The following is a 22,133-nucleotide window of genomic DNA, read 5'->3' as shown; positions in this document are numbered from 1 at the left end:
GGGGGCGATGCCTGCGGCCCGGCGGAGCCGGTTCCGCGGCATCCTTGGAAACTTCCCCTCTCGCGTTTTGCCCGGTTTTGACCGGGCTTCGTTTTTTCAGGCCTTGTCTTTCCGGCTCAGCCAGCGGTACACCGGCTCGGCCAGCACCAGTACCGCCACCAGGCGACAGACCTGAAACGCGGTCACCACCGGCACGCCGAGCTGCAGCACCTTGGCGGTGATGGCCATTTCGGCGATGCCGCCGGGCGCCGTGCCGAGCACCAGCGTGGCCGGGTGCAGGCCGGTGAGCACCGCCAGCAGCCAGGCGAAGCCGGCGCACAAGCCCATCATCACCCCACTGGCGAACGCCACCGAGGCCAGCCAGCGCGGCGCGGTGTGCACGAAGGCCGGGTTGAAACGCACGCCCAGGCTCACGCCGATGACGAGCTGGGCCGCCGCACTGAGCCAGCCCGGGATGGCCGACAGCGTCACGTCGGACAGCGTGAGCAGCATGGTGACCAGCAACGCCCCCATGAACCAGGGGTTGGCGCGGCGCAGCCGCCGCATCAGCAACACACCCGCCAGCGTGAGCAGGCCGAGCCACAGCAGGCCGCTGACTTGCACCGCGCGCGTGGCGGGCGGCAAGGCGTCCAGACCGCTCACGCCCCAGAACTGCATCGCAAAAGGAACCGTCAGCGTCACCAGCAGCACACGCAGGCTGTGCGCGGCGGCCACCAGATCGGTGCGCGCGCCCTGGCGCTCGGCGATCAGGGTCATTTCAGACGCCCCGCCAATGGACCCCGCGAAATAGGTGGTGCTGCGCAGCTGTGCTGGCGTGAGCCCGCTCAGGTGCCCGGCGTGCACGCGGCGCATCCAGGCACCGAACCCCAGGCCGAGCGCCAGCGCCCAGACGATGCCCAGCGCGATGCCCCACCACAGGCTCGCCACCAGCGCACCGACAGCGGGCGTGAAATACAAACCCAGCGCGGTGCCGATGACCCACTGCCCCGCGTTGCGCAGGGGAATCCAGCTTTCCGTGGGCGCGCCCAGCACCGACACCAGGGACGTGGCCACCAGCGGGCCGATCATCCAGGGAATGGGTGTGCCCAGCCACACGCACAGCTGTGCCGCCGCGCTGGCCAGCTGCAGGGTCAGGGCCGTGCGCGTCCAGGACGCGGGCCGCAGCGAAAAAAAGGACATCACGCGGAGAGCGAAAAGACAGACGGGGCTGGAAGGCCCGGGGGCCGTAGTATCGGCGGATGAACTGTCGAAGCCCTGTCATCCGGGTGGCCGCGTGGGTTGCGGTGTGGGCCACCGCCGCCGCGCTGCTGTCCGGCTGCGCGGCATCCACAGCAACACCATCCGACCCGGACGCATCGGCCGGCGCGCTGCTGAAGCGCTTGCTGCCCACCCCACTGCTGCTGGTGGGCGAACAACACGACGCCCCCGAACACCAGGCGCTGCAGCGCGCACTGGTGCAGCAGCTGGCCACACGCGGGCAACTGGCAGCGCTGGTGGTGGAAATGGCCGAATCCGGCGCGAGCACCGCCGGTCTGCCCCGCGATGCGAGCGAGGCCCAGGTGCAGCAGGCCCTGCGCTGGGGACCCGACAACGGCGGCTGGCCCTGGCCCAGCTACGCGCCAGTGGTGATGGCGGCGGTGCGCGCCGGCGTGCCCGTGTTCGGTGCCAACCTGCCCCGCGCCGAGATGCGCGCGGCCATGGGCCAGACCACGCTGGACGGGCTGCTGCCCAGCGCCGCCCTGGAGCGCCAGCGCAAGGCCATCCAGGAAGGCCACTGCGGCCTGCTGCCTGCGCCACAGATCACGCCCATGACACGCATCCAGATCGCCCGCGACCAGGCCATGGCCCGGACCGCCGCCGCGGCCATACGACCCAGGCAGACGGTGCTGCTGGTGGCGGGCAACCACCACGTGCAGCGCGATCTGGGCGTGCCGCTGCACCTGCCGACGGGTCTGGCACACCGCGTCGTGGTGGCGCTGGCCCGGCCCGGGCACGCTGAAGCGGCACCGTCCGGCGAACCCTCGCCCGGTTCCGACGCGGTCTGGAGCAGCCCGCCGCGCGCACCGCGCGACTATTGCGGCGAGATGAAACGCAGCATGGGCCGCTGATGCCCCGGCTACTGATCGAGATAAGCGAACACCGCCAGCAGCACCAGCCCCAGCAAGATCGCCAGCGCGATCTTGACCCAGCTCTTGGGGTACTCGCCGGCCACCTGGCCCGACACACCGTTGACCACCGCCTGGAAGCTCCGGTCGCCGTACTGGTAGCTCACCAGCCAGACCGGCAGCAGCACGTGTTTGAAGGTCTGTTCGTCAAAGCGGGCGTCCAGTTGCAGGTTGCGGTGGGTGTCGGCGGCGATGTCCTGCGCGCAGGTCTGGCGCAGCGCCTGCAGCATGCGCTCGCGCCCCTGCTGCGCGGCGCCCGAGAGGTCCAGGGCATAGCGCTCCACGGTCCAGCCGCTGAGGTAGGCCGCATCGTAGGGCTGCAGCTCGGAGGTGGTGGGAAAGGGTTCGATGGCGCGCATCAGCGCCGGGTGCACCCCGCGCGAGCCGCAGACCAGGGTGTCGTCAAACCTCTGCGCGACCTGGCCACTGACCGGTCGCCAGCGCACCTGCTGCTTGTTCTGGTGGTCGCGGTAGTAGGTGCCGGCCTCGGCCGTGTAGTGGGCGCTGCCGTGGGCATCGAAAGTCCAGTACGGCAGGTAGACGCCGTGCAGGGTGTCGGTGAGCGCCCGGCGCTTGAGCGCGTTCGGCGCCCAGAAGCGGCTGCCGTACCACTGGCGCAGGCGGTTGCGCGCCTCGGGCTCGGCCACCTTGAAGGGCAGCAGGCTTTGCGGGCGGATCACGTCCAGGCCCTCGTCGAACGGCAGCAGGGCGGTGGAGCCGCAGAAGTCGCAGCGCCGCCCCTGCTGTTCGGCGCTGAAGAAGCTGATGGCCTGGCAGTGCTGGCAGCGCACCTGGCGGCGCTCCAGCAGGCCGCGCGCGCTCTGCGGCACGGCCTTGAGCGCGGCCACCAGATCGTGCTCCACGATCTCACCAGCGGCCTCGATGCGGTAGGGCGACTCGGTGCCGCAGTAGGCACAGACCAGCGCCTGCTTGCCCGGGTGCCACTGGGCCTCGCCGCCACAGGCCGGGCAGGCGAACTTCTGTTGCGCGTCGACTTCCTTCAACGGCATGAGGGCCCCGTCAGCCGGCACACGCCACGGAACTGGCTTCGCCAGGCCGTGGGCGTGGTCCCCCCGTCACGGGGGGAAGACGCGAAGCGGCGCAGGGGGGCGTCACTTCAGGAATTCGTCCAGTGCCGGGCGGCCGATGCGCCACTGGCTGCCGATCTTGCGGCCCTTGAGGTTGCCGGCTTCGAGCTCCTGCAACACGTCGCCCACCGACACCGACAGCACCTGCGCCACCTGCTCGGGTGTGAGCAGTTCGGGTGCCGCCGCCGTGGCGGCCGGTGCGGCACCAGGCACGAAGCCGGGCATCGACGGCGCGGCCGCCGCGCCCATGCCGCCGCCCTGCATCATCGACTGCCCCATGGCCAGGCCGGCGGCCAGTTCGGCGCCGATGCCGGCCGTGCCGGCCTTGCCCTCGGCCAGCGCGTTGCCCATGTTGTATTTGACGTAGTCGTTGAGGTTGCCGATCGCGGTCATGGCGCCGCGCTTGTCGATGGCCTGCTCCAGCTCGGGCGGAACCGACACGTTCTCGACCACGAACGCGGTCATTTCCAGGCCGTATTTGCTGCGCATCGCGGCGTTGAGCGGCTCCAGCAGGGCCGCACCGAGCTCGCCGTAGCGCGTGGCCACGTCCAGTGCCGGCACCCGGGCCGCGGCCAGGGTTTCGCTGAACACGCTGACGATGCGCGAGCGCATCACGTCGGTGAACTCGTCGAGCCGGAACTGGTGGTCGGTGCCGGCCACTTCCTTGAGGAAGAGCACCGGGTCCACAACCTTGAAGTCGTAGGTGCCGAAGGCGCGCATGCGCACCACGCCGAAGTCGGCGTCGCGCATCATCACCGGGTTGGCCGTGCCCCACTTGTTGCCCGCGAAAACGCGGGTGGTGACGAAATAGACATCGGCCTTGAATGGCGTCTGGAACTTGTATTTCCAGCCCAGCAGATCGCCCAGGATGGGAATGTTCTCGGTCTTGAGCGTGTGACGCCCCGGGCCTAGGGTGTCGGCGAACTGGCCCACGTAGACGAACTGCGCCACCTGGCTCTCGCGCACGATGAGCTGGGCCTCGTTCTTGATCTCTTTGTCGTCGTCCGGGAAGCGGAACGACAGCGTGTCGCGCGAGTCGTCCACCCACTCGATGACGTCGATGAACTGGCGGTTCAGAAAATCCAGGATGGCCATTTCAGTTCTCCAGAGCTGAGCACACACAAGGCCACAGGCGCGGTCGTTCAGGACCATTGCCGGCGGGCAGGCCATGGTACCAACTTGACGGCGTGCATGGCGCTCGAACGCCTGCACCGTTCGAGCGCGGAAGCGCGGCCCATCACCGTTCGGAAAAAATATTTCGCATCCCCTGCATCCAAATCGCCGTTGCCGCCGTTCTTCCATCAGGTCACCACCAACGGCCTGCTTTTTTTCAACGACACCATCGGAGCATTTCATGCAAAAACACCCTCTTTTCGCCGCCACGCTGCTGGCACTGGGCATCGGCGCCGCACAAGCACAACCGGTGCTTCAGGGCGGGATCGTCACGGACCCCGCCGGTCGCACGCTCTACGTTTTCGACAAGGACCAAGCCGACAAGAGCAACTGCGCAGGCGCCTGCCTGCAGGCCTGGCCAGCCTATGTGGCGGACGCCGCAGCCGGCGCCAAAGCGCACCCCAAAGCCGCACGCATGGACAACCGGCAATGGACCTGGAACCACAAGCCGCTCTATTACTTCGCCGGCGACGCCCAGCCCGGCGACAAGGCTGGCGACGGCAGCGGCGGTGTCTGGCACATCGTCAAGCCCGCCGCCCCATCGGCCTCGGCCACACCCTCGCCCTCCGCCTACACGTACTGAGGCGCCTCAAAGCGCCTCAGACGCCGGCTGGACGGCCCATGCCGGTGGGCACAACGGCCTTCGCTGGCCGCAAACGATCTGCGATACATTGACTGACGCCAAAAGGTCGGCGGCGCCCCATGCCCTTGGGGCGCCGCCCTTTCCCCACTCCATCCAGCGTCTCATGGGAACACATCAAGAGGTCGAGTTGTTGCTCGCCCGCGTGGGCATGGGTGACCGCGCCGCTTTCAAAGCGCTCTACGGACTCACGGCAGGCGTTTTGCTGGCGACCGCCGCACGGGTGCTCCAGGACCGGCATGCGGCCGAGGATGTGGTGCAGGAGGTGTTCGCCCATTTGTGGCACAAGGCGTCCGAAACCACCGCACCATCGACCAGAACACTGGCCTGGTTGTGTGTGGTCACACGCAACCGCGCGGTGGACCACCTGCGCAAACGCCCGACCGAGGTGTCGATCCATGGGCAGGCTGACGATGGCGAGGAGATCGTCCACGACGCCGCGAGTGAACAACCTGGCGTCTTTGAACAGCTGAGCTTCGAGCAGGACCAGCAGCGCCTTCAACGCTGCCTGGGGCAGCTCGACCCCGAACCCCGCCAGGCGGTGCTGCTCGCCTACGTCGAGGGGCTGACCCACGTGGAGCTTGCAGGGCGCCTGCAGCGTCCGCTGGGCACCATCAAGGCCTGGACCCGCCGCAGTCTGATGGCCCTCAAACTGTGCATGGGGTCGATCGCATGAAGACCTGCTGGCACCAACACCCTGAAACGGTCGACCGCCTGGCCGCCGAATACGCGCTCGGCACACTGGCGGCACCCGCGCGGCGGCGCATGGAGGCGCTGATGCCCCAGCGCCCTGACGTCGCGCAGGCCGTGTGGTCCTGGCACGAACGGCTGGGCGGCGTGCTGGCGGCACAGAAGCCGCTGCCCGTCGACCCGGGCGGATGGCAACAGCTGGAACGCCGGCTCTTCGGGGACACCCGCCCCACCACGCGACAACCGGCCTGGTGGGCGCGTTGGCTCTCACCCGTTCCTGCGGGCGCCCTGGCTCTGGGGCTGTTGCTCGGCAGCGTGCTGGGGCCGCTGTGGGAAGCCTCACGCAGCAGCACACAACTGCCGGAGAGCTATGTCGGCGTGCTGGCGAACGCGGAAGGCAAGCCCGGCCTCATCGTCTCCAGCCTGCGCAAGGGGCGGACAGTGGACCTCAAGCAGCTGAGTCCGGTGACGGTGCCTGAGGGCAAGACGCTGTACCTCTGGACCATCGACAAGGCCGGCCAGGTGCAGGGTGTTTCCGCCATCCCGGGTGGCGCATTTGTCAGCGCTCCGCTGAGCCAACCAGCCGAAGACACCTTCTTCCCCGCCGTGGAGCTGGCGGTCTCCATCGAAACCGTGGGCGCCGCGCCTCCGCAGCCGACCGGCCCCTTCGTCTACCGCGGCCTGTGCGGCAAGCTCTGGAAATTGCCGGCAAACTGAGCGCTGGGCGCCCCACCTCTGGGACGCCGGCCAGCCACTGGTGCTGCGACAATCGCCCACCATGAACCACACCTACGTTCTCACCCTGTCGTGCCAGGACCGCCCTGGCATCGTGCACGCCGTCTCGGGCTTCCTGCTGGAGCGCGGCGGCAACATCGAAGAAGCCGCGCAGTACAACGACCACGACACCGGTCTGTTCTTCATGCGGGTGCAGTTCACCTGCAGCCAGCTCACGCAGGACGACCTGCGCACGCATCTCAAGCTGTTCGCCGAGCCCTTCGCCATGCGCTGCAGCCTGCACCCGCTGGCCGAGCCCATGAAGACTGTGATCTTCGTCAGCAAGGAAGGCCATTGCCTGAACGACCTGATGTTCCGCTGGAAGAGTGGCCTGCTGCGGCTGGACATCCGCGCCATCGTGAGCAACCACCGCGACTTCTACCAGCTCGCCGCCGGCTACAACGTGCCCTTCCACCACATCCCGGTGACGGGCGCCACCAAGGCGCAGGCCGAGGCGAAACAGCTGGAAGTGATCCGCAGCGAAGGTGCCGAGCTGGTGGTGCTGGCGCGCTACATGCAGATCCTGAGCAACGACCTGTGCCGCGAACTCTCGGGCAAGGCGATCAACATCCACCACAGCTTCCTGCCCAGCTTCAAGGGCGCCAAGCCCTATTACCAGGCGCACGACCGCGGCGTGAAGCTGATCGGCGCCACCGCCCACTACGTGACGGCCGATCTGGACGAAGGCCCGATCATCGAACAGGACGTGGCCCGCGTGGACCACACCGACGACGTGGAAGACCTCACCGCGCGGGGTCGCGACACCGAAAGCCAAGTGCTGGCGCGCGCCGTGAAGTGGCACAGCGAGCACCGCGTGCTGCTGAACGGGCACAAGACGGTGGTTTTCAAATGAACGCCCCCCGATGCAGCCCTGCAGGCTGCCACCCCCCACTGGGGGGCTCACGTCCGCTTCGGGGCGGCCGTGCGCGTGGAACCTGGAACGCCCCCCGATGCAGCCCTGCGGGCTGCTTCCCCCCACTGGGGGGCGCACATCCGCTTCGGGGCGGCCGTGCGCGTCGTGCCTGACCCCCTTCCCTTCTGGCGCAGCGTGTGAGGTGACCGTATGACGATCAGGATCCCGCCGATTCAGTGCCTGCTGACCTTCGAAGCCCTGGCGCGCCTGCGCAGCGTCACACAGGCCAGCGAAGAGCTGTGCGTGACGCCCAGCGCGGTGAGTCACCGCATCAAGCAACTGGAGCAGATCCTGGGGACCAAGCTGTTTGGCCGGGCCGACTTTTCATTGACCACCGAGGGCAGCGAATACCTGGCCCACGTGCGCGAGGGCCTGGCCACGCTGCAGAAATTCCCGAGCAGCGCCGCCACGCCCGGGCGGCGCAAGCTGCGGCTGGCGGTCACGCCCACGTTCGCGCGCTCCATCCTGCTGCCGCGCCTGAAGCAGTTCAGCGAAGCCTACCCGGAGATCGACCTCACGCTGCAGGTGAGCATCCCGCTGCTGGACGTGGTGGCCGAAGACGCCGACCTGATGATCCGCTTCGGCACCGGCCGCTACGCCGACGTGGAGCACGTCTGCCTGATGAAGGACGACATCACGCCACTGGCCTCACCGGCCTTTGCGCGCGAGCACGGTCCGTTCGACGCCCCCGAAGACCTGGAAGGTGTGCCCCTGCTGCGCAGCCCGCTGGAGCCCTGGCGCACCTGGTTCGCCGCGCACGACCTGGACTGGCCCGAGCCGGTGGACGGCTCGCAGTTCAACGACATCGGCCTCATGTGTGACGGCGCCGCCGCCGGCATGGGGGTGGCGCTGGTGCGGCTCAAGCTGGCCGCACCCTGGCTGGAACACGGCACGCTTGTGCCACTGTACGAACGCCATGTGCCCAGCCCGCACGCGCACTACCTGTGCTGGCGCACCGGCACCATGGACCGCTGGGAGTGCGCGGCCTTTGCCGAGTGGCTCAAAAAGTCGTTGAGCTGAAAACGACTCCTTGAGGCAGAGACACCCAAACCTTGCGCCGGAGCGCATGACCACCCGCCAGAGTTCCCGTGGAACCGGCTCCGCCGGGCCACAGGGAGCGTCCCCCTCCCGCCGCAGGCGAGAGAGGGGGCTGAGGACCGCGGCTCCTAAGCCTGCCTGCGCAGGCTTGGACGGGACGAAGAGGCATCGCCTCTGGCGATGTCGCGGCCTGCAAGGCGCGCGTCAGCGGCGCAGGGGGAGCTCACTCAGCTCACTCGATATTCAGGCGTTGGCCCGCCAGGGCCACCTTCTTGGGCAGGGTCATCGTCAGCACCCCGTTTTCGTACTTGGCCTTGGCGCGCTCGTTGTCGATATCGGTCGCCAGTTGGAAGCTGCGCGACACCGCGCCGTAGTAGCGCTCGGTGCGCAACACCTTTTCGTCCTGGCTCTGGCTGTCTTCCTGCTTGATCTCGGCGCGCAGCGTCACCACGCTGCCTTCGACCGTCACGTGGATGTCTTCCTTGGACACGCCGGGCACCTCGGCCACCACGGTGTAGACCGACGGGGTTTCCTTCACATCGATCTTGATCTGGGACGGTGAGGGCAACGAGTCGCCGTGCAAGGGACGGACGTAAAAACCGGGGGCGACGTCCTTGAAGAAGTCGTCGAACAGACCGGAACGGGCGATCAGATGGTTCATGGCAAAACTCCTTTTTCAGCGTTGGCGGATCAGGGAGCACGGGCAGTGCCCCTCCCTGCCGAAAAATGGATGCCACCCCGCGATTTTTCAAGCCCCCTGATGCGCCGGCCCCGACCGGCGGAGCGCTGCGCGAACTTCACAAGTGGCTGCAAGTTTCTTCAATCGCCGAGCGGCCGATTGGCCTAAACTGAATTCCCGCTTCTTGCCCGCCGCCCCACCATGAACGCACCCTCCACCCCTGCCCAGGTCAGCCAGATCGAACGCGCCGCGCGCCAGGCGGAGGTGGTGCGCGCGTTGCAGGCGGTGCTGCCCGCCCACGCCCTGCTCTGGCACAACGAGGACACCACGCCCTACGAATGCGACGGCCTGACAGCCTACCGCCAGCGACCGCTGGTGGTGGCCCTGCCCGAGACCGAAGACCAGGTGGCCGCCGTGCTCAAGACCTGCCATGCGCTGGCCGTGCCCGTGGTGGCGCGCGGCGCGGGCACCGGCCTGTCCGGGGGCGCCATGCCCCACGCCATGGGCGTGACGATGTCGCTGGCCAAGTTCAACCGCATCCTGCGCATCGATCCGCGCTCACGCACGGCCCTCGTGCAGGCCGGCGTGCGCAACCTCGCCATCAGCGAAGCCGCCGCGCCCCACGGCCTGTACTACGCGCCCGACCCGAGCAGCCAGATCGCCTGCACCATCGGCGGCAACGTGGCCGAGAACTCCGGCGGCGTGCACTGCCTGAAATACGGCCTGACCGTGCACAACGTGCTGCAGGTGCGCGGCTTCACGATGGAAGGTGACCCCGTGAGCTTCGGCGGCGAAGCGCTCGACGTGCCCGGCCTGGACCTGCTCTCGCTGGTGATCGGCAGTGAGGGCATGCTGGCCGTGGTCACCGAAGTCACCGTGAAGCTGGTGCCCAGGCCCCTGCTGGCGCGCTGCATCATGGCAAGCTTCGACGACATCCGAAAGGCCGGCGACGCGGTGGCCGCCGTGATCGCGGCCGGCATCATCCCGGCCGGCCTGGAGATGATGGACAAGCCCATGACCGCCGCCGTCGAGGATTTCGTGCACGCTGGTTACGACCTCAGCGCCGCCGCGATCCTGCTGTGCGAGAGCGACGGCACCCCCGAGGAAGTGGAAGAAGAGATCGGCCGCATGAGCGCCGTGCTGCGCGACCACGGCGCTACCGCCATCGCGGTCAGTCGCGATGAAGCCGAGCGCCTGCGCTTCTGGAGCGGGCGCAAGAACGCGTTCCCGGCCAGCGGGCGCATCAGCCCCGACTACATGTGCATGGACTCCACCATCCCGCGCAAGCGCCTGGCCGACATCCTGCTGGCCATCGGCGAGATGGAACAGAAGTACGGCCTGCGCTGCGCCAACGTGTTCCACGCGGGCGACGGGAACCTGCACCCGCTGATCCTGTTCGACGCCAACGACCCCGACCAGCTGCGCCGTTGCGAGCTGTTCGGCGCCGACATCCTGGAAACCAGCGTCGCCATGGGCGGCACAGTGACCGGTGAACACGGCGTGGGCGTGGAAAAACTCAACAGCATGTGTGTGCAATTCTCTGCAGAGGAAAACGCGCAGATGTTCGGTGTCAAAAGAGCCTTTGATACCAAAGAACTACTGAACCCAGGCAAAGTGATTCCGACACTGCAACGTTGTGCCGAATACGGCAAGATGCTGGTGCGCGGCGGGCGGTTGGCATACCCCGATTTGGACCGTTTCTGACTGTCAAATTTGACGATGCAAACAGAGGGGGCTCAGGTACAGTAACGCGCAATGAGCGCGCCTTTCCCCGAGTCAGACCAACGCCAGGCTGCGCCTCCCCGCGATCTGGTCGGTTCGGCGCGCGAGCAGGCGCTTCTGCGCGAAATCGAAGTCCTGAGGGCCGAGAACCAGCGCCTGCGCCATCTGCAGGCCGGCACTCCGGGCGTGCCCCCCGAAGCCGATCTTCTGCTGCCGCTCGACCAGGCGCTGCCCCCGGTCAACAGCCCCACCGACGCGGCCCCCGACCCACTGGAATACCAGGCGCTGTTCGCAGCCTTGGCCAGCGCGTTTCCGATCGGCATTTTCCGCACCGACGGCGCAGGCATCGTCACCCACGTGGACGACGCCCTGTTGCGCATCTTCGGTCTGGACGCTCAGGACTTCCTCCAACAGGGCTGGCTGCGCCGCGTGCACCCCGACGACCTGGAGCACGTGAAGACCTGCTGGAGCCAGGGGGTTGCACTGGCCCGGAGCCAGAGCATGGAATTCCGTCTGCAGCGCCCGGACGGCGAAGTCGTGCACCTGTCGATGCGCAACGTCCCGGTGCACGACGCCGAAGGCCATTTCCTGAGCCAGCTGGGTTTTGTGCAGGAGATCACCGAACTGCGCACCCTGGAGGCCGACGCGCGCCTCAAGGACGAGCTCAACCGACAGATCATCGCCAGCAGCCCGGACTGCACCAAGGTGCTCGACCTGCAGGGCCATGTGCTGCAGATGACCGCGCAGGGCTGCCGGCTGGTGGAGGTTGACGACTTCGAGCAGGTGCGTGGCAGCGACTGGGCCACCTGGTGGCCCGAGGGCGGGCAAGCGCTCGCCCGCGCGGCGATCGGATCCGCCTGCCAGGGGGAAAACGCCCGTTTCGTCGCCTTTGGCGAAACCTTCAAGGGCACGCCCAAATGGTGGGACACCACCTTGTCACCGATCCGCGACGCGCAGGGCCGTCCGGTGATGCTGCTGGCGATCTCGCGCGACATCACCGACCTGCACCAGCAGCAGGAAGCGATCCAGCGCTTCAGCGCCGAGCTGGAGGACCGCGTGCGGGAACGCACCGTGGAACTGGCCGCCGCCAACGCCCGGCTGAGCCGGACCCTGCGCGAAGCCCAGGATCTGTACGACCAGGCGCCGTGCGGCTACTACTCGCTGGACGAGCGGGGCGTGGTGCAGATGATCAACCAGACCGCGCTGCAGTGGCTGGGACTCAAGCGCGAGGACGTCGTGGGTCGCCTGAGCTTTCGCGATCTGGTGCAACCCGAATACCTGGCGCAACAGGAATCCCGCCGCCATCTGCTCTCCGACACCGGGCAGCTCGAACCCGAGGAAGTGGGCATCAAGATGCCCGACGGCAGGCCCTTCATCGCGCTGGCCTCCAGCACGGCCGTGTACGACGAAACAGGCGCTTTCCTGCGCACCAACAGCACCCTCCTCAACATCACCGAGCGCAAGGCGGCCGAACAGGCCCTGCGCGAGAACCAGCGCTTCCTGCAGACCGTCACCGACCACGTGCCCGGGCTGATCGCCTATCTCGACGCGTCCCTGTGCTTCCGCTTCGCCAACGCCGAACACCAGCGCATGTACGGCATGGATCCGGCCAGGATCGTCGGACGGCCCGTCAGCGAGTGCGTCGCGGCCGAGTTGTGGACCGAGATCGGCCCACGCCTGCGCGCCGCGCTGGCCGGCCAGACGCAGAGTTTTGAGACCTGGCGTCAGATGATCGACGGCACACCGGTCTATGTGAGCACCAAGTACCTGCCCGACATCCACGAAGGACGGGTGCAGGGCGTGTTCGTGCAGACCATCGACATCACCGAGCGCAAACGCATCGAGGAGCGTGTGCGCCAGCTCAACGACGAGCTCGAACAGCGCATCCAGGAACGCTCGGCGGAGCTGCTCGAGAGCGAGCAGCGTTTCCGCCTCATGGTGGACAACCTGCGCGAGTACTGCATCTTCTTCATGGATGCCGACGGGCTCATCACCGACTGGACCGACAGCGCCCAGCGGCTGGAAGGCTATGCCCCCACCCAGGTTCTGGGCCGGCACTATTCGGTGCTGTTCCGGCAGCACGACCCCGCCGATGCCATGGACAGCGCCAACCAGATGCTGCGGCTGGCCGCCTCGCGCGGGCAGCACGAGCTGCACAGCTGGCACGAACGCAAGGACGGGTCGCGGTACTGGTCCCATTCGCTGCTGATCGCGCTGCGCGACGACGGTGGTGAACTTCGCGGCTTTGCCAAGATCAACCGCGACATGAGCGATGCCAAGCGGCTCGACGACCTGATGCGCAACATCAACGACGAGCTGGAGAACCGGGTGGCCGAGCGCACGGAACAGCTGCTGGCCGCCAACAAGGACCTGGAGTCGTTCTCCTATTCGGTCTCGCACGACCTGCGCTCACCGCTGCGCCACATCTCCAGCTTCGTCAGCCTGCTGGAAGAGCACCTCGACAACCAGATCGACGAGACCACGCGGCGCTACCTCGGCACCATCGGTGGTTCGGCGCGGCACATGAGCCAGCTCATCGACGGCCTGCTGGCGTTCTCCCGCCTGGGCCGCTCGGCGGTCAACCTCACGGCGGTGGACTTCACCCTGCTGGTGGATGCGGTGGTCAGCCAGCTGGCCCACGACACCGAAGGTCGTGTGGTGGACTGGGTGGTCGCGCCCGACCTGCCCGTGGTCCAGGGCGACGCCTTGCTGCTGCGCGAGGTCTGGGCCAACCTGCTGGGCAACGCCTACAAGTACACCCGGCCACGCGAACGGGCCCGCATCGAAGTGGGCTGGAGCGTGGACCCGGTGGCGGGCTACACCTTCTACGTGCGGGACAACGGCGTCGGCTTTGACACCAAGTATTCGCAGAAGCTGTTTGGCGTGTTCCAGCGCCTGCACCGCGCTTCCGAATTCGAGGGAACCGGCATCGGACTCGCCCTGACGCGACGCATCCTGGAGAGGCACGGTGGTAGCATCTGGGCAGAAAGTCAGTTGGGTGAAGGCAGTGTGTTTTATTTTTCGCTCCCTTTTGAGGGGGCCAGTCCTACTGATTTTTCGCGGGACACCATGCCCGCGGCGCTCGAACCATGAACAAGAATGCCGAAGCCATCCTGCTCGTTGAGGACAACCCCGACGACGCCGAGCTGACCAAGCTGGCGTTGGCGCGCCATGGGCTGGATGGCCGTGTGACCCACGTCTCCGATGGCATGCAGGCGCTGGACTACCTCTACCGCCGCGACCGCTACAGCGACCGCAGCGGTGGTAACCCGGTGCTGGTGCTGCTGGACCTGAAGATGCCGCTGCTCGATGGCATCGGCGTGCTGCGCGAGATCAAGGGCTCGGACATGCTGCACAACATCCCCGTGGTGGTGTTGACCTCCTCGACCGAACCCAGCGACCTGCAGCGTGCCTACGACGCCGGCACCAACGCCTACATCGCCAAGCCCACCGAGTTCTCGCAGTTTCTCAGCGCCATGAAACACGTCTGCGAGTTCTGGATCAACATCAACCAGTCCGCGCCGCAGTCCACCTCCTCGGGCATGCGCAATACCGGGTTCGGCGAGCTCGCCTGATCCCCCCGGCCCGCCCTGCACAAGGCGGGCCTTTTCCTCACCAGGTATCGATGAAGCGTGGCCCAGCGGGCTCGGCCACGCGAGCGCTGGCCAGCCCCCGGGCCAGCCACTCGCGGGTCTGCACCGGGTCGATCACCGCGTCGATCTCCAGCGTGGTGGCCATCTGCTGCGCCGAGCCGTTGGCGATCTGCCGTTGCAGCAGCGACTCGAACAAGGCCTCGCGCTGTGGCCCTTCGGGCAGCGCCTCCAGCTCCTTGCGGTAGCCCAGGCGCACAGCACCCTCCAGCCCCATGGCGCCGAACTCGCCGCTGGGCCAGGCCACGGTGAACACCGGCGCGTGAAAGCCTCCGGCGGTCATGCCCATGGCGCCCAGGCCGTAGCCCTTGCGCAGCACCACGCTGAAGAACGGCACCCGCAGGCTGGCCGCGGTCACAAACAGGCGGCTGACATGCCGCACCTGGGCCCGCTCCTCCATGGCGGGGCCGACCATGAAGCCCGGCGTGTCCACCAGGCTCACCAGGGGCAGGCCGTGCGCGTTGCACAGCTGCATGAAACGCGCGGCCTTGTCGGCCGCGTCGGCGTCGATGGCGCCGCCCAGGTGCAGCGGGTTGTTGGCCATCAGCCCCACGGGCCGGCCTTCGATGCGCGCCAGCGCGGTGTGGATGCCGATACCGAAGCACGTGCGCAGCATCAGCAGGCTACCCTGGTCCACCAAGCCGTCCATCGCGGCGCGGGTGTCGTACACCCGCAGACGGTTCTCGGGTACCACGTCGCGCAGCCCCTGCTGGTTGGGCGCGATCCAGTCCGGCAGGCGTCCCTGGAAAAACGACAGGTAGTGGCGCGCGGTGGCCACGGCCTGTGGCTCGTCGTCCACCAGCAGGTCGATCACGCCGTTGACGTGCTGCACGGCGGAAGGGCCGATGTCCTCGGGCCGGAACACGCCGAGCCCACCGCCCTCCACCATCGCCGGGCCGCCCATGCCGATGTTGCTCTGACGGGTGGCGATGATCACGTCGCTGCAACCCAGCAAGGCCGCGTTGCCGGCAAAACAGCGGCCCGCCGCGATGCCCACCACCGGCACCTGCCCCGACAATCGCGCGAAGGCGGCGAAGCTGCCCACGTGCAGGCCGGCCACGATGGGCATGTCGGTGTCGCCCGGGCGCCCGCCGCCGCCCTCGGCGAACAGCACCACCGGCAGTTGCTGGGCCAGCGCGATGCCCAGCAGGCGGTCGGTCTTGGCGTGGTTGCGCATGCCCTGCGTGCCGGCCAGCACGGTGGCGTCGTAGGCCATGACCACGGTGCGTGACGGCTCGGCGCCGAAGATCAGGCCGTTGACCGAACCGATGCCGGTCACCATGCCGTCGGCCGGCGTGTTCGCGATCAGGTCTTCTTCCGAACGGCGGCTGCGTTGCGCGGCCACCGCGAGCGCGCCGTATTCGAGAAAGCTGCCGTCGTCGCACAGGTCGGCGATGTTTTCGCGCGCGGTGCGCAGGCCCAGGGCATGGCGCCTGGCCACGGCCTCGGGGCGGGCACCGTCCAGCGTGTGCGCCAGCCGCTGCTGGAGCCGCCGCAGGTCGTCGCGCGGACCGGGTGGCTGCGCGTGGGCGGCCGGCGCCACAGCCGCACTGCCGGCGCCCGCCCCTGCGTCCTGCGGCGCGGCCAACGGGTCCAGGCGTAACAGCGCCGCCCCGGCATCCACCGTCTCCCCTTCGGCGAAGAACCGTTCGCTCACGCGCCCGGCGCGGTCGGCGCGCAGCTCGTGCTCCATCTTCATGGCTTCCAGGACCAGCAGCAGGTCCCCAGCTTGCACCGCGTCGCCCGGGGCAACGAGCCATTGCACGATCTGGGCCTGCAGAGGGGAGCGCACGGTGTTCATGCGGCCATTCTGGCGGCCGGGCCGTTTTCACGCACCCGGCACCGGTCGTGCGGGCGACAGCGGTGCCAGCCCCTTCAGTGCGCCGGCCCGGCGAACAGCGCCACGTTGCCGCCCGCCGCCGTGGTGTTGATGGTCAGGGTCTGTTCGGCGCAGAACCGCAGCAGGTAGTTCGGCCCCCCCGCCTTCGGGCCGGTGCCGGAGAGGCCCTCGCCGCCGAAGGGCTGCACGCCCACCACGGCGCCGATCATGTTGCGGTTCACGTAGACGTTGCCCACGCGTGCCGCCGCGGCCAGCGCCTGGGCACGGCTGTCGATGCGGGTCTGGATGCCCAGCGTGAGGCCGTAGCCCAGCGCGTTGATCTGGCGGATCACGTCCATCGGATCGCCACCCCAGCGCACCACCTGCAGCACCGGGCCGAAGATTTCGGCCTTCACCTCGGCGATGGCTTTCACCTCGAACATCTGCGGCGGGATCAGGTTGGGCAGCGTGGTGGCCGGCGCGGCGGCGGGCAGCAGAGGCTTGGCCTCGGCGTGCAACCGTGTCAAGTGACGGCCGATACCTTCAAACGCTTCGGCGTCGATCACCGGGCCGAGGTCGGTGGCCAGCGCGGCCGGGCTGCCGGCCACCAGTTCTTTCGCCGCGCCCTGGATCATCTCGATCACGTGGTCGGCAATGCCCTCGTGCAGGCACAGCAGGCGCAGGGCCGAGCAACGTTGTCCCGCGCTGCGGAAGGCGCTCTGCACCACCGCGTCGGCCACCTGCTCGGGCAGGGCCGTGCTGTCCACCAGCATGGCGTTGATGCCGCCGGTTTCGGCGATCAGCGGCACGATGGCGCCGTCCTTGGCGGCCAGCGCACGCTGGATGATCTTGGCCACCTGCGTGGAGCCGGTGAACACCACGCCCGCGATGCCCGGTTGCGCCACCAGCGACGCGCCCACGGTCTCGCCCGGGCCGTGCAGCAACTGCAGCGCATTGGCCGGCACACCGGCGGCGTGCAGCAGCTTCACGGCTTCGAGCGCCACCGCCGGGGTCTGTTCGGCCGGCTTGGCCAGCACGGTATTGCCGGTGGCCAGCGCAGCGGCGACCTGGCCCATGAAGATGGCGAGCGGGAAGTTCCAGGGGCTGATGCAGACCCAGGCGCCGCGGCCTTCCAAGCGCAAGGTGTTGCTCTCGCCCGTGGGGCCGGGCAGGGTTTGCGGCGCCATCACGCGTTCCGCGTCGTTGGCGTAGAAGCGCAGGAAGTCCACCGCCTCGCGCACCTCGGACACCGCGTCGCCCCAGGTCTTGTACGCCTCTTTCACCAGCAGGGCGCAGAAGCGCGGCAGTTGCTGTTGCAATGCATCGGCGGCGCGGCGCAAGGTGGCTGCGCGCTCGGCCACCGGCGTGTGGTTCCAGCCGGCGAAGGCGGCCACGGCTTTCGCGCATGCGGCCTCGGCCTCGGCCGTGCTGGCCTCGGGCATCGTGGGCACCGGGGTGCTGGCGAGCGCGGCCAGCAGGGGCTCGCGCATCGAGGCCACCGCGAGATCCAGGCCCTGGCTGTTGGCGCGCTTCGGGCCGTACAGATCGGCCGGCAGTGGCAGAGAGGGTTGGGGTTCGAGGCGCAGCGGCGAGATCAGCAGCTCGTCCATGCCCACCGACTCGTCGGCCAGCTGGTGCACGAAGGACGAGTTGGCGCCGTTCTCCAGCAGGCGGCGCACCAGGTAGGCCAGCAAGTCGCGGTGCGCGCCCACCGGAGCGTAGACGCGGCAGGCCACCAGCGGGTTCTTCAGCACCTCGCGGTAGATGCCTTCGCCCATGCCGTGCAGTCTTTGAAGTTCGAAAGGCACGCCCTGACGGGCCGACATCTGCAGGATCGCCGCGATGGTGCCCGCGTTGTGCGTGGCGAATTGCGGGTAGATCGCATCGGACGCGTCCAGCAGCGCACGCGCGCAGGCCAGGTAGCTCACATCGGTGTGGTGCTTGTGGGTGAACACCGGGTAGGTCGGCAAGCCCAGTTCCTGCGCGCGCTTGATCTCGGCATCCCAGTAGGCGCCCTTGACGAGGCGGCACATGAATTTGATCTTGTACTGGCGCGCCAGCGCGGCCACGTGTTCGATCAGCTCGACCGCGCGGGTCTGGTAGGCCTGCATCGCCAGGCCCAGGCCGGCCCATTGCGGGCAGTGTTCGGCCACCAGCTGCGCCAGCGCTTCGAACACGTCGAGCGAGAGTTCGAGCCGATCCACCTCTTCGGCGTCGATGGTGAGGTTGAGGTTGGCCGCTGCGGCCGCGCGGCACAGCGTCCACACGCGCGGCACCAGTTCGTCTATCACGCGCTCGTGCTGCACATCTTCGTAGCGCGGGTGTAGGGCGCTGAGCTTGATGGAGATGCCGTCGTTGTGGGCAGGCGAACGCTTGGGATCGGCCGTGCGCGCAATCGCGGCGATGGCGTTCTGATAGCTCACCAGGTAACGCAGCGCATCGGCGTCGGTGCGCGCGCCCTCGCCCAGCATGTCGAAGCTGAAGCGCAACTGATCCAGCTTCTTGCGCGCCGAAGCGGCTTCTTTCATTCCCTCTTCAATCGTTTGGCCCAGCACGAACTGGCGACCGAGCAACTGCACCGCGCGCAGCGTGGCCGCCACCACGGTCTTAGCTCCGAGCTTGGCCATCAGGCCGGGCTCATGGCCCGCTTCGGGGAGGAAGTGCTTGGACATGGCAATCGCGGTGGACGACAGGCGCGCCAGCGTCGAGTCGGCAGAGCCGTCAAAGTCCGCCCGGCCCAACTGGTCGGCCGTCAAGGCAATGGCGGTCTCGGCGTCCGGCACGCGCAGCAGGGCCTCGGCCAGGCGCATCAGGGCCAGGCCTTCGGCGCTGGAAATCGGGTATTCCTTGAGCAGACTCTCCATCGCCCAGAAGGGCGGCGGGTTCTCGCGCACCGCACGCACCCAGGGCGCGGCCACGGTGGCGGCGGCGGCCCAGTCCAGCGCGCCTTGCAGCGCGGCCAGGCGCTGGGCAACGATGGCGGTCTCGGGCCGGTAGGGAAAGGGCAGGCGGTCGGTGGTGCGGGGCATGAAAGTCTCCGGAGAGTCACAAGGTTGGTGAATTCCGTGATGGTGCCGCCACATTCGATGAATTTTTGATGGTTTTTCTGCCTTTCACTGGATAATTCACCACCCATGACCGAGACCACCCACGAACTCGACCGCATCGATCTGCGCATCCTGAATGTCCTGCAGGCGGACGGCCGCATCGCCAACCTGAAGCTGGCCGAGGCCGTGGCGCTGTCGCCCACGGCCGTGCTCGCGCGCACCCAGCGCCTGCAGCGCGATGGCTACATCCTGGGTTTTGAAGCGCGGCTGAACCCGCTCAAGCTCGGGCGCGGGATGATGGTCTTCGTGGAGGTGCTGCTGGACCGCACCACGCCCAACGTCTTCAACGAGTTCAAGGCCGCGGTGCAGGTGCGCGACGAGATCATGGAATGCCACATGGTGGCCGGCGGCTTCGACTACCTGCTCAAGACCCGCATGGCCGACATGGCCGCCTACCGCGACTTCGCCGGCAACGTGCTCTGGCAACTGCCCGGCGTGCGCGAGACGCGCACCTACGCGGTGATGGAAGAAGTGAAGAACAGCACCCGGCTGCCGCTTTGAAAAGACAGCGGCCGGGGCGACAATGCACCCCAATTTCTGGAGCACCCATGATCAAACCCCTCTCCGCCGCCCTGCTCGCCACCCTGACGCTCTGCGCCACCGCCTCGCTGGCCCAGAGCACCCGACCGGGCCTGTGGGCCGTTGAACACAAGATGGGGGGCAACCCGGAGCTGGAGCGGGCCATGGCCCAGATGCAGAAGCAACTGGCGTCCATGCCGCCGGAACAGCGCAAGCAGATGGAGGCCATGCTGGGCCAGCAGGGCGTGAGCATGGCGCCCGGCAAGAACGGCGGCATGGCCCTGAAGATCTGCATCACCCCGGAGATGGCGGCGCGCCAGGAGCTGCCCAGCCAGACCGAGGGCGACTGCACCACCACCATCCACTCGCGCAGTGCCAGCGCACTGAAGATGAGCTACGTCTGCAAGAACCCGCCGTCGTCCGGCGAAGGCACCTACACCTTCAGCGGCGACACCGCCTACACCATGAAGATGGTCATGAACACCACCCGCCAGGGCAAGCCGGCGTCCATGACCATGGAAGGCCAGGGCAAATGGCTCTCGGCGGACTGCGGCACCGTCAAACCGATGGCCGTGCCCAAGCGCTGACACCCGCCCGCGGCATCCATCAGAGCAGACGGCGCAGCAGATCGTCTTCGAACTGCTGCAGGAACGCTTCCTGCGCCTCAGTCTGCACATAGGCCGGGTCGATGCGGCGCAGGCGTTCGATGGCGGTGGCCGCGCTCAGGCCGCCATCGCGCACCAGCCAGGCCGCCAACACCAGACCGGTGCGGCCCAACCCGGCCAGGCAATGCACGGCCAGCACCTCGCCCGCCTGCAGCAGGCGCTGCATGCGCACCAGCAGCATCTGCATCTGCCCGGTGGACGGGGCTTCCCGGTCAAAGATCGGCAGGTGCGTGTTGGCCAACCCGTGTATGCGCAGCAGGTCCTGCGGCAGATCCTGCTCGGTCAGGGTGATCAGGTGGGTGATGCCCACCGCCCCCAGCAGGTCCAGGTCGTATTCGATCGGTGCCACCACGCCGGGCTGCGGGCAACCCGCCAGAACACCCGGCACGATCCAGCGGAAACGCCGGGGCCCCTGCTGCCCCCCAAGCACCACCTGCCCCACCATGGAGGCCAGTTCCACCCCAGCGGGCAAGGTCGGGGGCAACGCAGCGAGGCGGCGTGCCGGTTCCGCAGCTGGCTCGATCACGGGCCGCGGCCTTGCCGTGGAGCGCACCGTCGCCTCCGGGAGGGCCACCGGGGTGGCCTGGGCCCCAACCGGTGGCGAGGGTTCGGGCCGGTGGGCATCGTCTTCCCGCGAAGCCGCCAAGGCGGCCAGCGCGGCGGGAGGCAGCGGAGCGGGCACCACCGCGTCGGCCTCCAGATCTTCCGCGCGCGCGTCGGGCGAGGGCAGATCCAGGCTGCCGCTGCGAAGGAACTGTTCGACCCAGGCGTTGGCCGGGTGGGTGAAAAACGCCTCCGTGGGCTGGTGCGCCAGCACCCGCCCGCCACCGAGCAGGACCACCGAATCGGCCAGCAGGCGGGCCTGCTGCTGGTTGTGCAGGGTCACCAGCAGCTTCAGCCCCGTGCCCACATGACGCAGCCAGTCCAGCAGACTGGCGCTTTCGCGCGGGTCCAACCCGTAGGTGGGTTCGTCTACAAAGAGCATCTCGGGGCCGGCCGCCGCCAGGGCGAGCACGCGCACACGCCGCTGCTGCGCCGAGGGCAAATCCATCATCGGCTGGTCCAGCAACCCTGCCAGCTCCACCGCCTGGAAACGTTCCAGGCAGTCCTGCGCCCAGGCCCGCCACTGCATGCCACTGCGTGGCCCCTGCGCCGACTGCGCTTCCCGCAGCACCTCGAACACAGTGCGCGCCGGGCTGCGAACGTGCTGAGCGACCAGTTGGGGTCGGCATCCCTGTTGCAGCGCACGCCCCTGGAGCCAGGCATGTCCCCAGCTGCGGTGCACGGCGTGGCCGTCGAACTGCCCCGCCAGACTGCGCAGCAAGCTGGACTTGCCGGTCTTGACCGGCCCCATCAGCACATCAATGCCCGTGGACGCCAGCGCCAGATCGCACTCGGCCAGCACGACCCGGGAACCGAAGGCCAGACCAAACCCCTGCAGGCACAGGCTGGTGTTGGGCACCGGCTGCGCCGGTGAATTCGACGCCATGG

At 68.2% G+C, this 22,133-nt stretch carries 18 protein-coding genes; 11 read left to right on the top strand and 7 right to left on the bottom strand.

Annotated features, from left to right (window positions below; all coding sequences use genetic code 11):
• Nucleotides 1-96 precede the first annotated feature (96 nt).
• Nucleotides 97-1,179, bottom strand: coding sequence for an AbrB family transcriptional regulator (locus HTA01S_RS20870; protein ID WP_068174842.1), 1,083 nt, complete (start codon nucleotides 1,177-1,179; stop codon nucleotides 97-99).
• A gap of 59 nt (nucleotides 1,180-1,238) precedes the next feature.
• Between HTA01S_RS20870 and HTA01S_RS20865 the strand changes: the two genes are divergently transcribed.
• Complete coding sequence (locus HTA01S_RS20865; RefSeq protein ID WP_068174840.1) at nucleotides 1,239-2,108, top strand: ChaN family lipoprotein; 870 nt, start codon at nucleotides 1,239-1,241, stop codon at nucleotides 2,106-2,108.
• An 8-nt stretch (nucleotides 2,109-2,116) separates the two neighbouring features.
• On the opposite strand, the gene HTA01S_RS20860 is transcribed toward HTA01S_RS20865, so the two are convergent.
• Nucleotides 2,117-3,175 (bottom strand): hypothetical protein, encoded by a 1,059-nt coding sequence (locus HTA01S_RS20860; RefSeq protein ID WP_068174837.1) that lies wholly within the window; start codon nucleotides 3,173-3,175, stop codon nucleotides 2,117-2,119.
• A 102-nt stretch (nucleotides 3,176-3,277) separates the two neighbouring features.
• On the bottom strand, nucleotides 3,278-4,348 hold the full coding sequence (locus HTA01S_RS20855) for an SPFH and helix-turn-helix domain-containing protein (RefSeq protein WP_068174834.1): 1,071 nt from the start codon (nucleotides 4,346-4,348) through the stop codon (nucleotides 3,278-3,280).
• 259 nt (nucleotides 4,349-4,607) lie between these two features.
• Between HTA01S_RS20855 and HTA01S_RS20850 the strand changes: the two genes are divergently transcribed.
• The 5 genes from HTA01S_RS20850 to HTA01S_RS20830 all read left to right on the top strand — a co-directional run bounded on the left by HTA01S_RS20850 (nucleotide 4,608) and on the right by HTA01S_RS20830 (nucleotide 8,463).
• Nucleotides 4,608-5,009, top strand: coding sequence for a COG4315 family predicted lipoprotein (locus HTA01S_RS20850; RefSeq protein ID WP_068174831.1), 402 nt, complete (start codon nucleotides 4,608-4,610; stop codon nucleotides 5,007-5,009).
• A gap of 163 nt (nucleotides 5,010-5,172) precedes the next feature.
• On the top strand, nucleotides 5,173-5,742 hold the full coding sequence (locus HTA01S_RS20845; protein ID WP_084236392.1) for a sigma-70 family RNA polymerase sigma factor: 570 nt from the start codon (nucleotides 5,173-5,175) through the stop codon (nucleotides 5,740-5,742).
• Complete coding sequence (locus tag HTA01S_RS20840) at nucleotides 5,739-6,473, top strand: anti-sigma factor (RefSeq protein ID WP_068174827.1); 735 nt, start codon at nucleotides 5,739-5,741, stop codon at nucleotides 6,471-6,473. Before HTA01S_RS20845 ends, HTA01S_RS20840 begins: the two co-directional genes overlap by 4 nt.
• 61 nt (nucleotides 6,474-6,534) lie before the next feature.
• On the top strand, nucleotides 6,535-7,383 hold the full coding sequence (purU, locus tag HTA01S_RS20835) for a formyltetrahydrofolate deformylase (RefSeq protein ID WP_068174826.1): 849 nt from the start codon (nucleotides 6,535-6,537) through the stop codon (nucleotides 7,381-7,383).
• Nucleotides 7,384-7,593: 210 nt separating this feature from the next.
• Nucleotides 7,594-8,463 carry a LysR substrate-binding domain-containing protein gene (locus HTA01S_RS20830; protein ID WP_068174824.1) on the top strand — a complete coding sequence of 290 codons (870 nt, stop codon included), beginning with the start codon at nucleotides 7,594-7,596 and terminating at the stop codon, nucleotides 8,461-8,463.
• Nucleotides 8,464-8,713: 250 nt separating this feature from the next.
• Here HTA01S_RS20830 and HTA01S_RS20825 read toward each other — a convergent pair whose 3' ends face one another.
• Nucleotides 8,714-9,142: an Hsp20/alpha crystallin family protein gene (locus HTA01S_RS20825; RefSeq protein ID WP_068174823.1), complete on the bottom strand. Its 429-nt coding sequence runs from the start codon at nucleotides 9,140-9,142 to the stop codon at nucleotides 8,714-8,716.
• 219 nt (nucleotides 9,143-9,361) lie between these two features.
• Here HTA01S_RS20825 and HTA01S_RS20820 point away from each other — a divergent pair, with 219 nt between their 5' ends.
• The 3 genes from HTA01S_RS20820 to HTA01S_RS20810 are packed head-to-tail and all read left to right on the top strand — an operon-like array spanning nucleotide 9,362 to nucleotide 14,457.
• The gene (locus HTA01S_RS20820; protein WP_068174821.1) at nucleotides 9,362-10,864 is read left to right on the top strand and encodes an FAD-linked oxidase C-terminal domain-containing protein; all 1,503 of its coding nucleotides are present in this window, start codon (nucleotides 9,362-9,364) and stop codon (nucleotides 10,862-10,864) included.
• Between the two features lie 51 nt (nucleotides 10,865-10,915).
• Nucleotides 10,916-13,975: a PAS domain-containing sensor histidine kinase gene (locus tag HTA01S_RS20815; protein WP_068174819.1), complete on the top strand. Its 3,060-nt coding sequence runs from the start codon at nucleotides 10,916-10,918 to the stop codon at nucleotides 13,973-13,975.
• Nucleotides 13,972-14,457: a response regulator gene (locus tag HTA01S_RS20810; RefSeq protein WP_068174817.1), complete on the top strand. Its 486-nt coding sequence runs from the start codon at nucleotides 13,972-13,974 to the stop codon at nucleotides 14,455-14,457. The genes HTA01S_RS20815 and HTA01S_RS20810 overlap by 4 nt, the downstream gene beginning before the upstream one ends.
• A gap of 37 nt (nucleotides 14,458-14,494) precedes the next feature.
• Here the strand turns inward: HTA01S_RS20810 and HTA01S_RS20805 are convergent, their stop codons facing one another.
• On the bottom strand, nucleotides 14,495-16,324 hold the full coding sequence (locus tag HTA01S_RS20805) for a carboxyl transferase domain-containing protein (RefSeq protein WP_322788369.1): 1,830 nt from the start codon (nucleotides 16,322-16,324) through the stop codon (nucleotides 14,495-14,497).
• 83 nt (nucleotides 16,325-16,407) lie between these two features.
• The gene (locus HTA01S_RS20800) at nucleotides 16,408-19,380 is read right to left on the bottom strand and encodes an L-glutamate gamma-semialdehyde dehydrogenase (protein ID WP_068174814.1); all 2,973 of its coding nucleotides are present in this window, start codon (nucleotides 19,378-19,380) and stop codon (nucleotides 16,408-16,410) included.
• Between the two features lie 105 nt (nucleotides 19,381-19,485).
• Between HTA01S_RS20800 and HTA01S_RS20795 the strand changes: the two genes are divergently transcribed.
• Nucleotides 19,486-19,959 (top strand): Lrp/AsnC ligand binding domain-containing protein, encoded by a 474-nt coding sequence (locus HTA01S_RS20795; RefSeq protein ID WP_068174812.1) that lies wholly within the window; start codon nucleotides 19,486-19,488, stop codon nucleotides 19,957-19,959.
• A gap of 47 nt (nucleotides 19,960-20,006) precedes the next feature.
• Entirely contained in the window at nucleotides 20,007-20,564 is a 558-nt protein-coding gene (locus HTA01S_RS20790; RefSeq protein ID WP_068174810.1) for a DUF3617 domain-containing protein, read from the top strand.
• 19 nt (nucleotides 20,565-20,583) lie between these two features.
• Here the strand turns inward: HTA01S_RS20790 and HTA01S_RS20785 are convergent, their stop codons facing one another.
• The gene (locus tag HTA01S_RS20785; protein WP_068174808.1) at nucleotides 20,584-22,131 is read right to left on the bottom strand and encodes a phosphatase domain-containing protein; all 1,548 of its coding nucleotides are present in this window, start codon (nucleotides 22,129-22,131) and stop codon (nucleotides 20,584-20,586) included.
• Nucleotides 22,132-22,133: the final 2 nt, after the last annotated feature.

Origin of the sequence: Hydrogenophaga taeniospiralis CCUG 15921 (assembly GCF_001592305.1) — a bacterium.
Lineage (GTDB): Bacteria > Pseudomonadota > Gammaproteobacteria > Burkholderiales > Burkholderiaceae_C > Hydrogenophaga > Hydrogenophaga taeniospiralis.
This window is presented reverse-complemented; position numbering and strand designations above follow the sequence as displayed.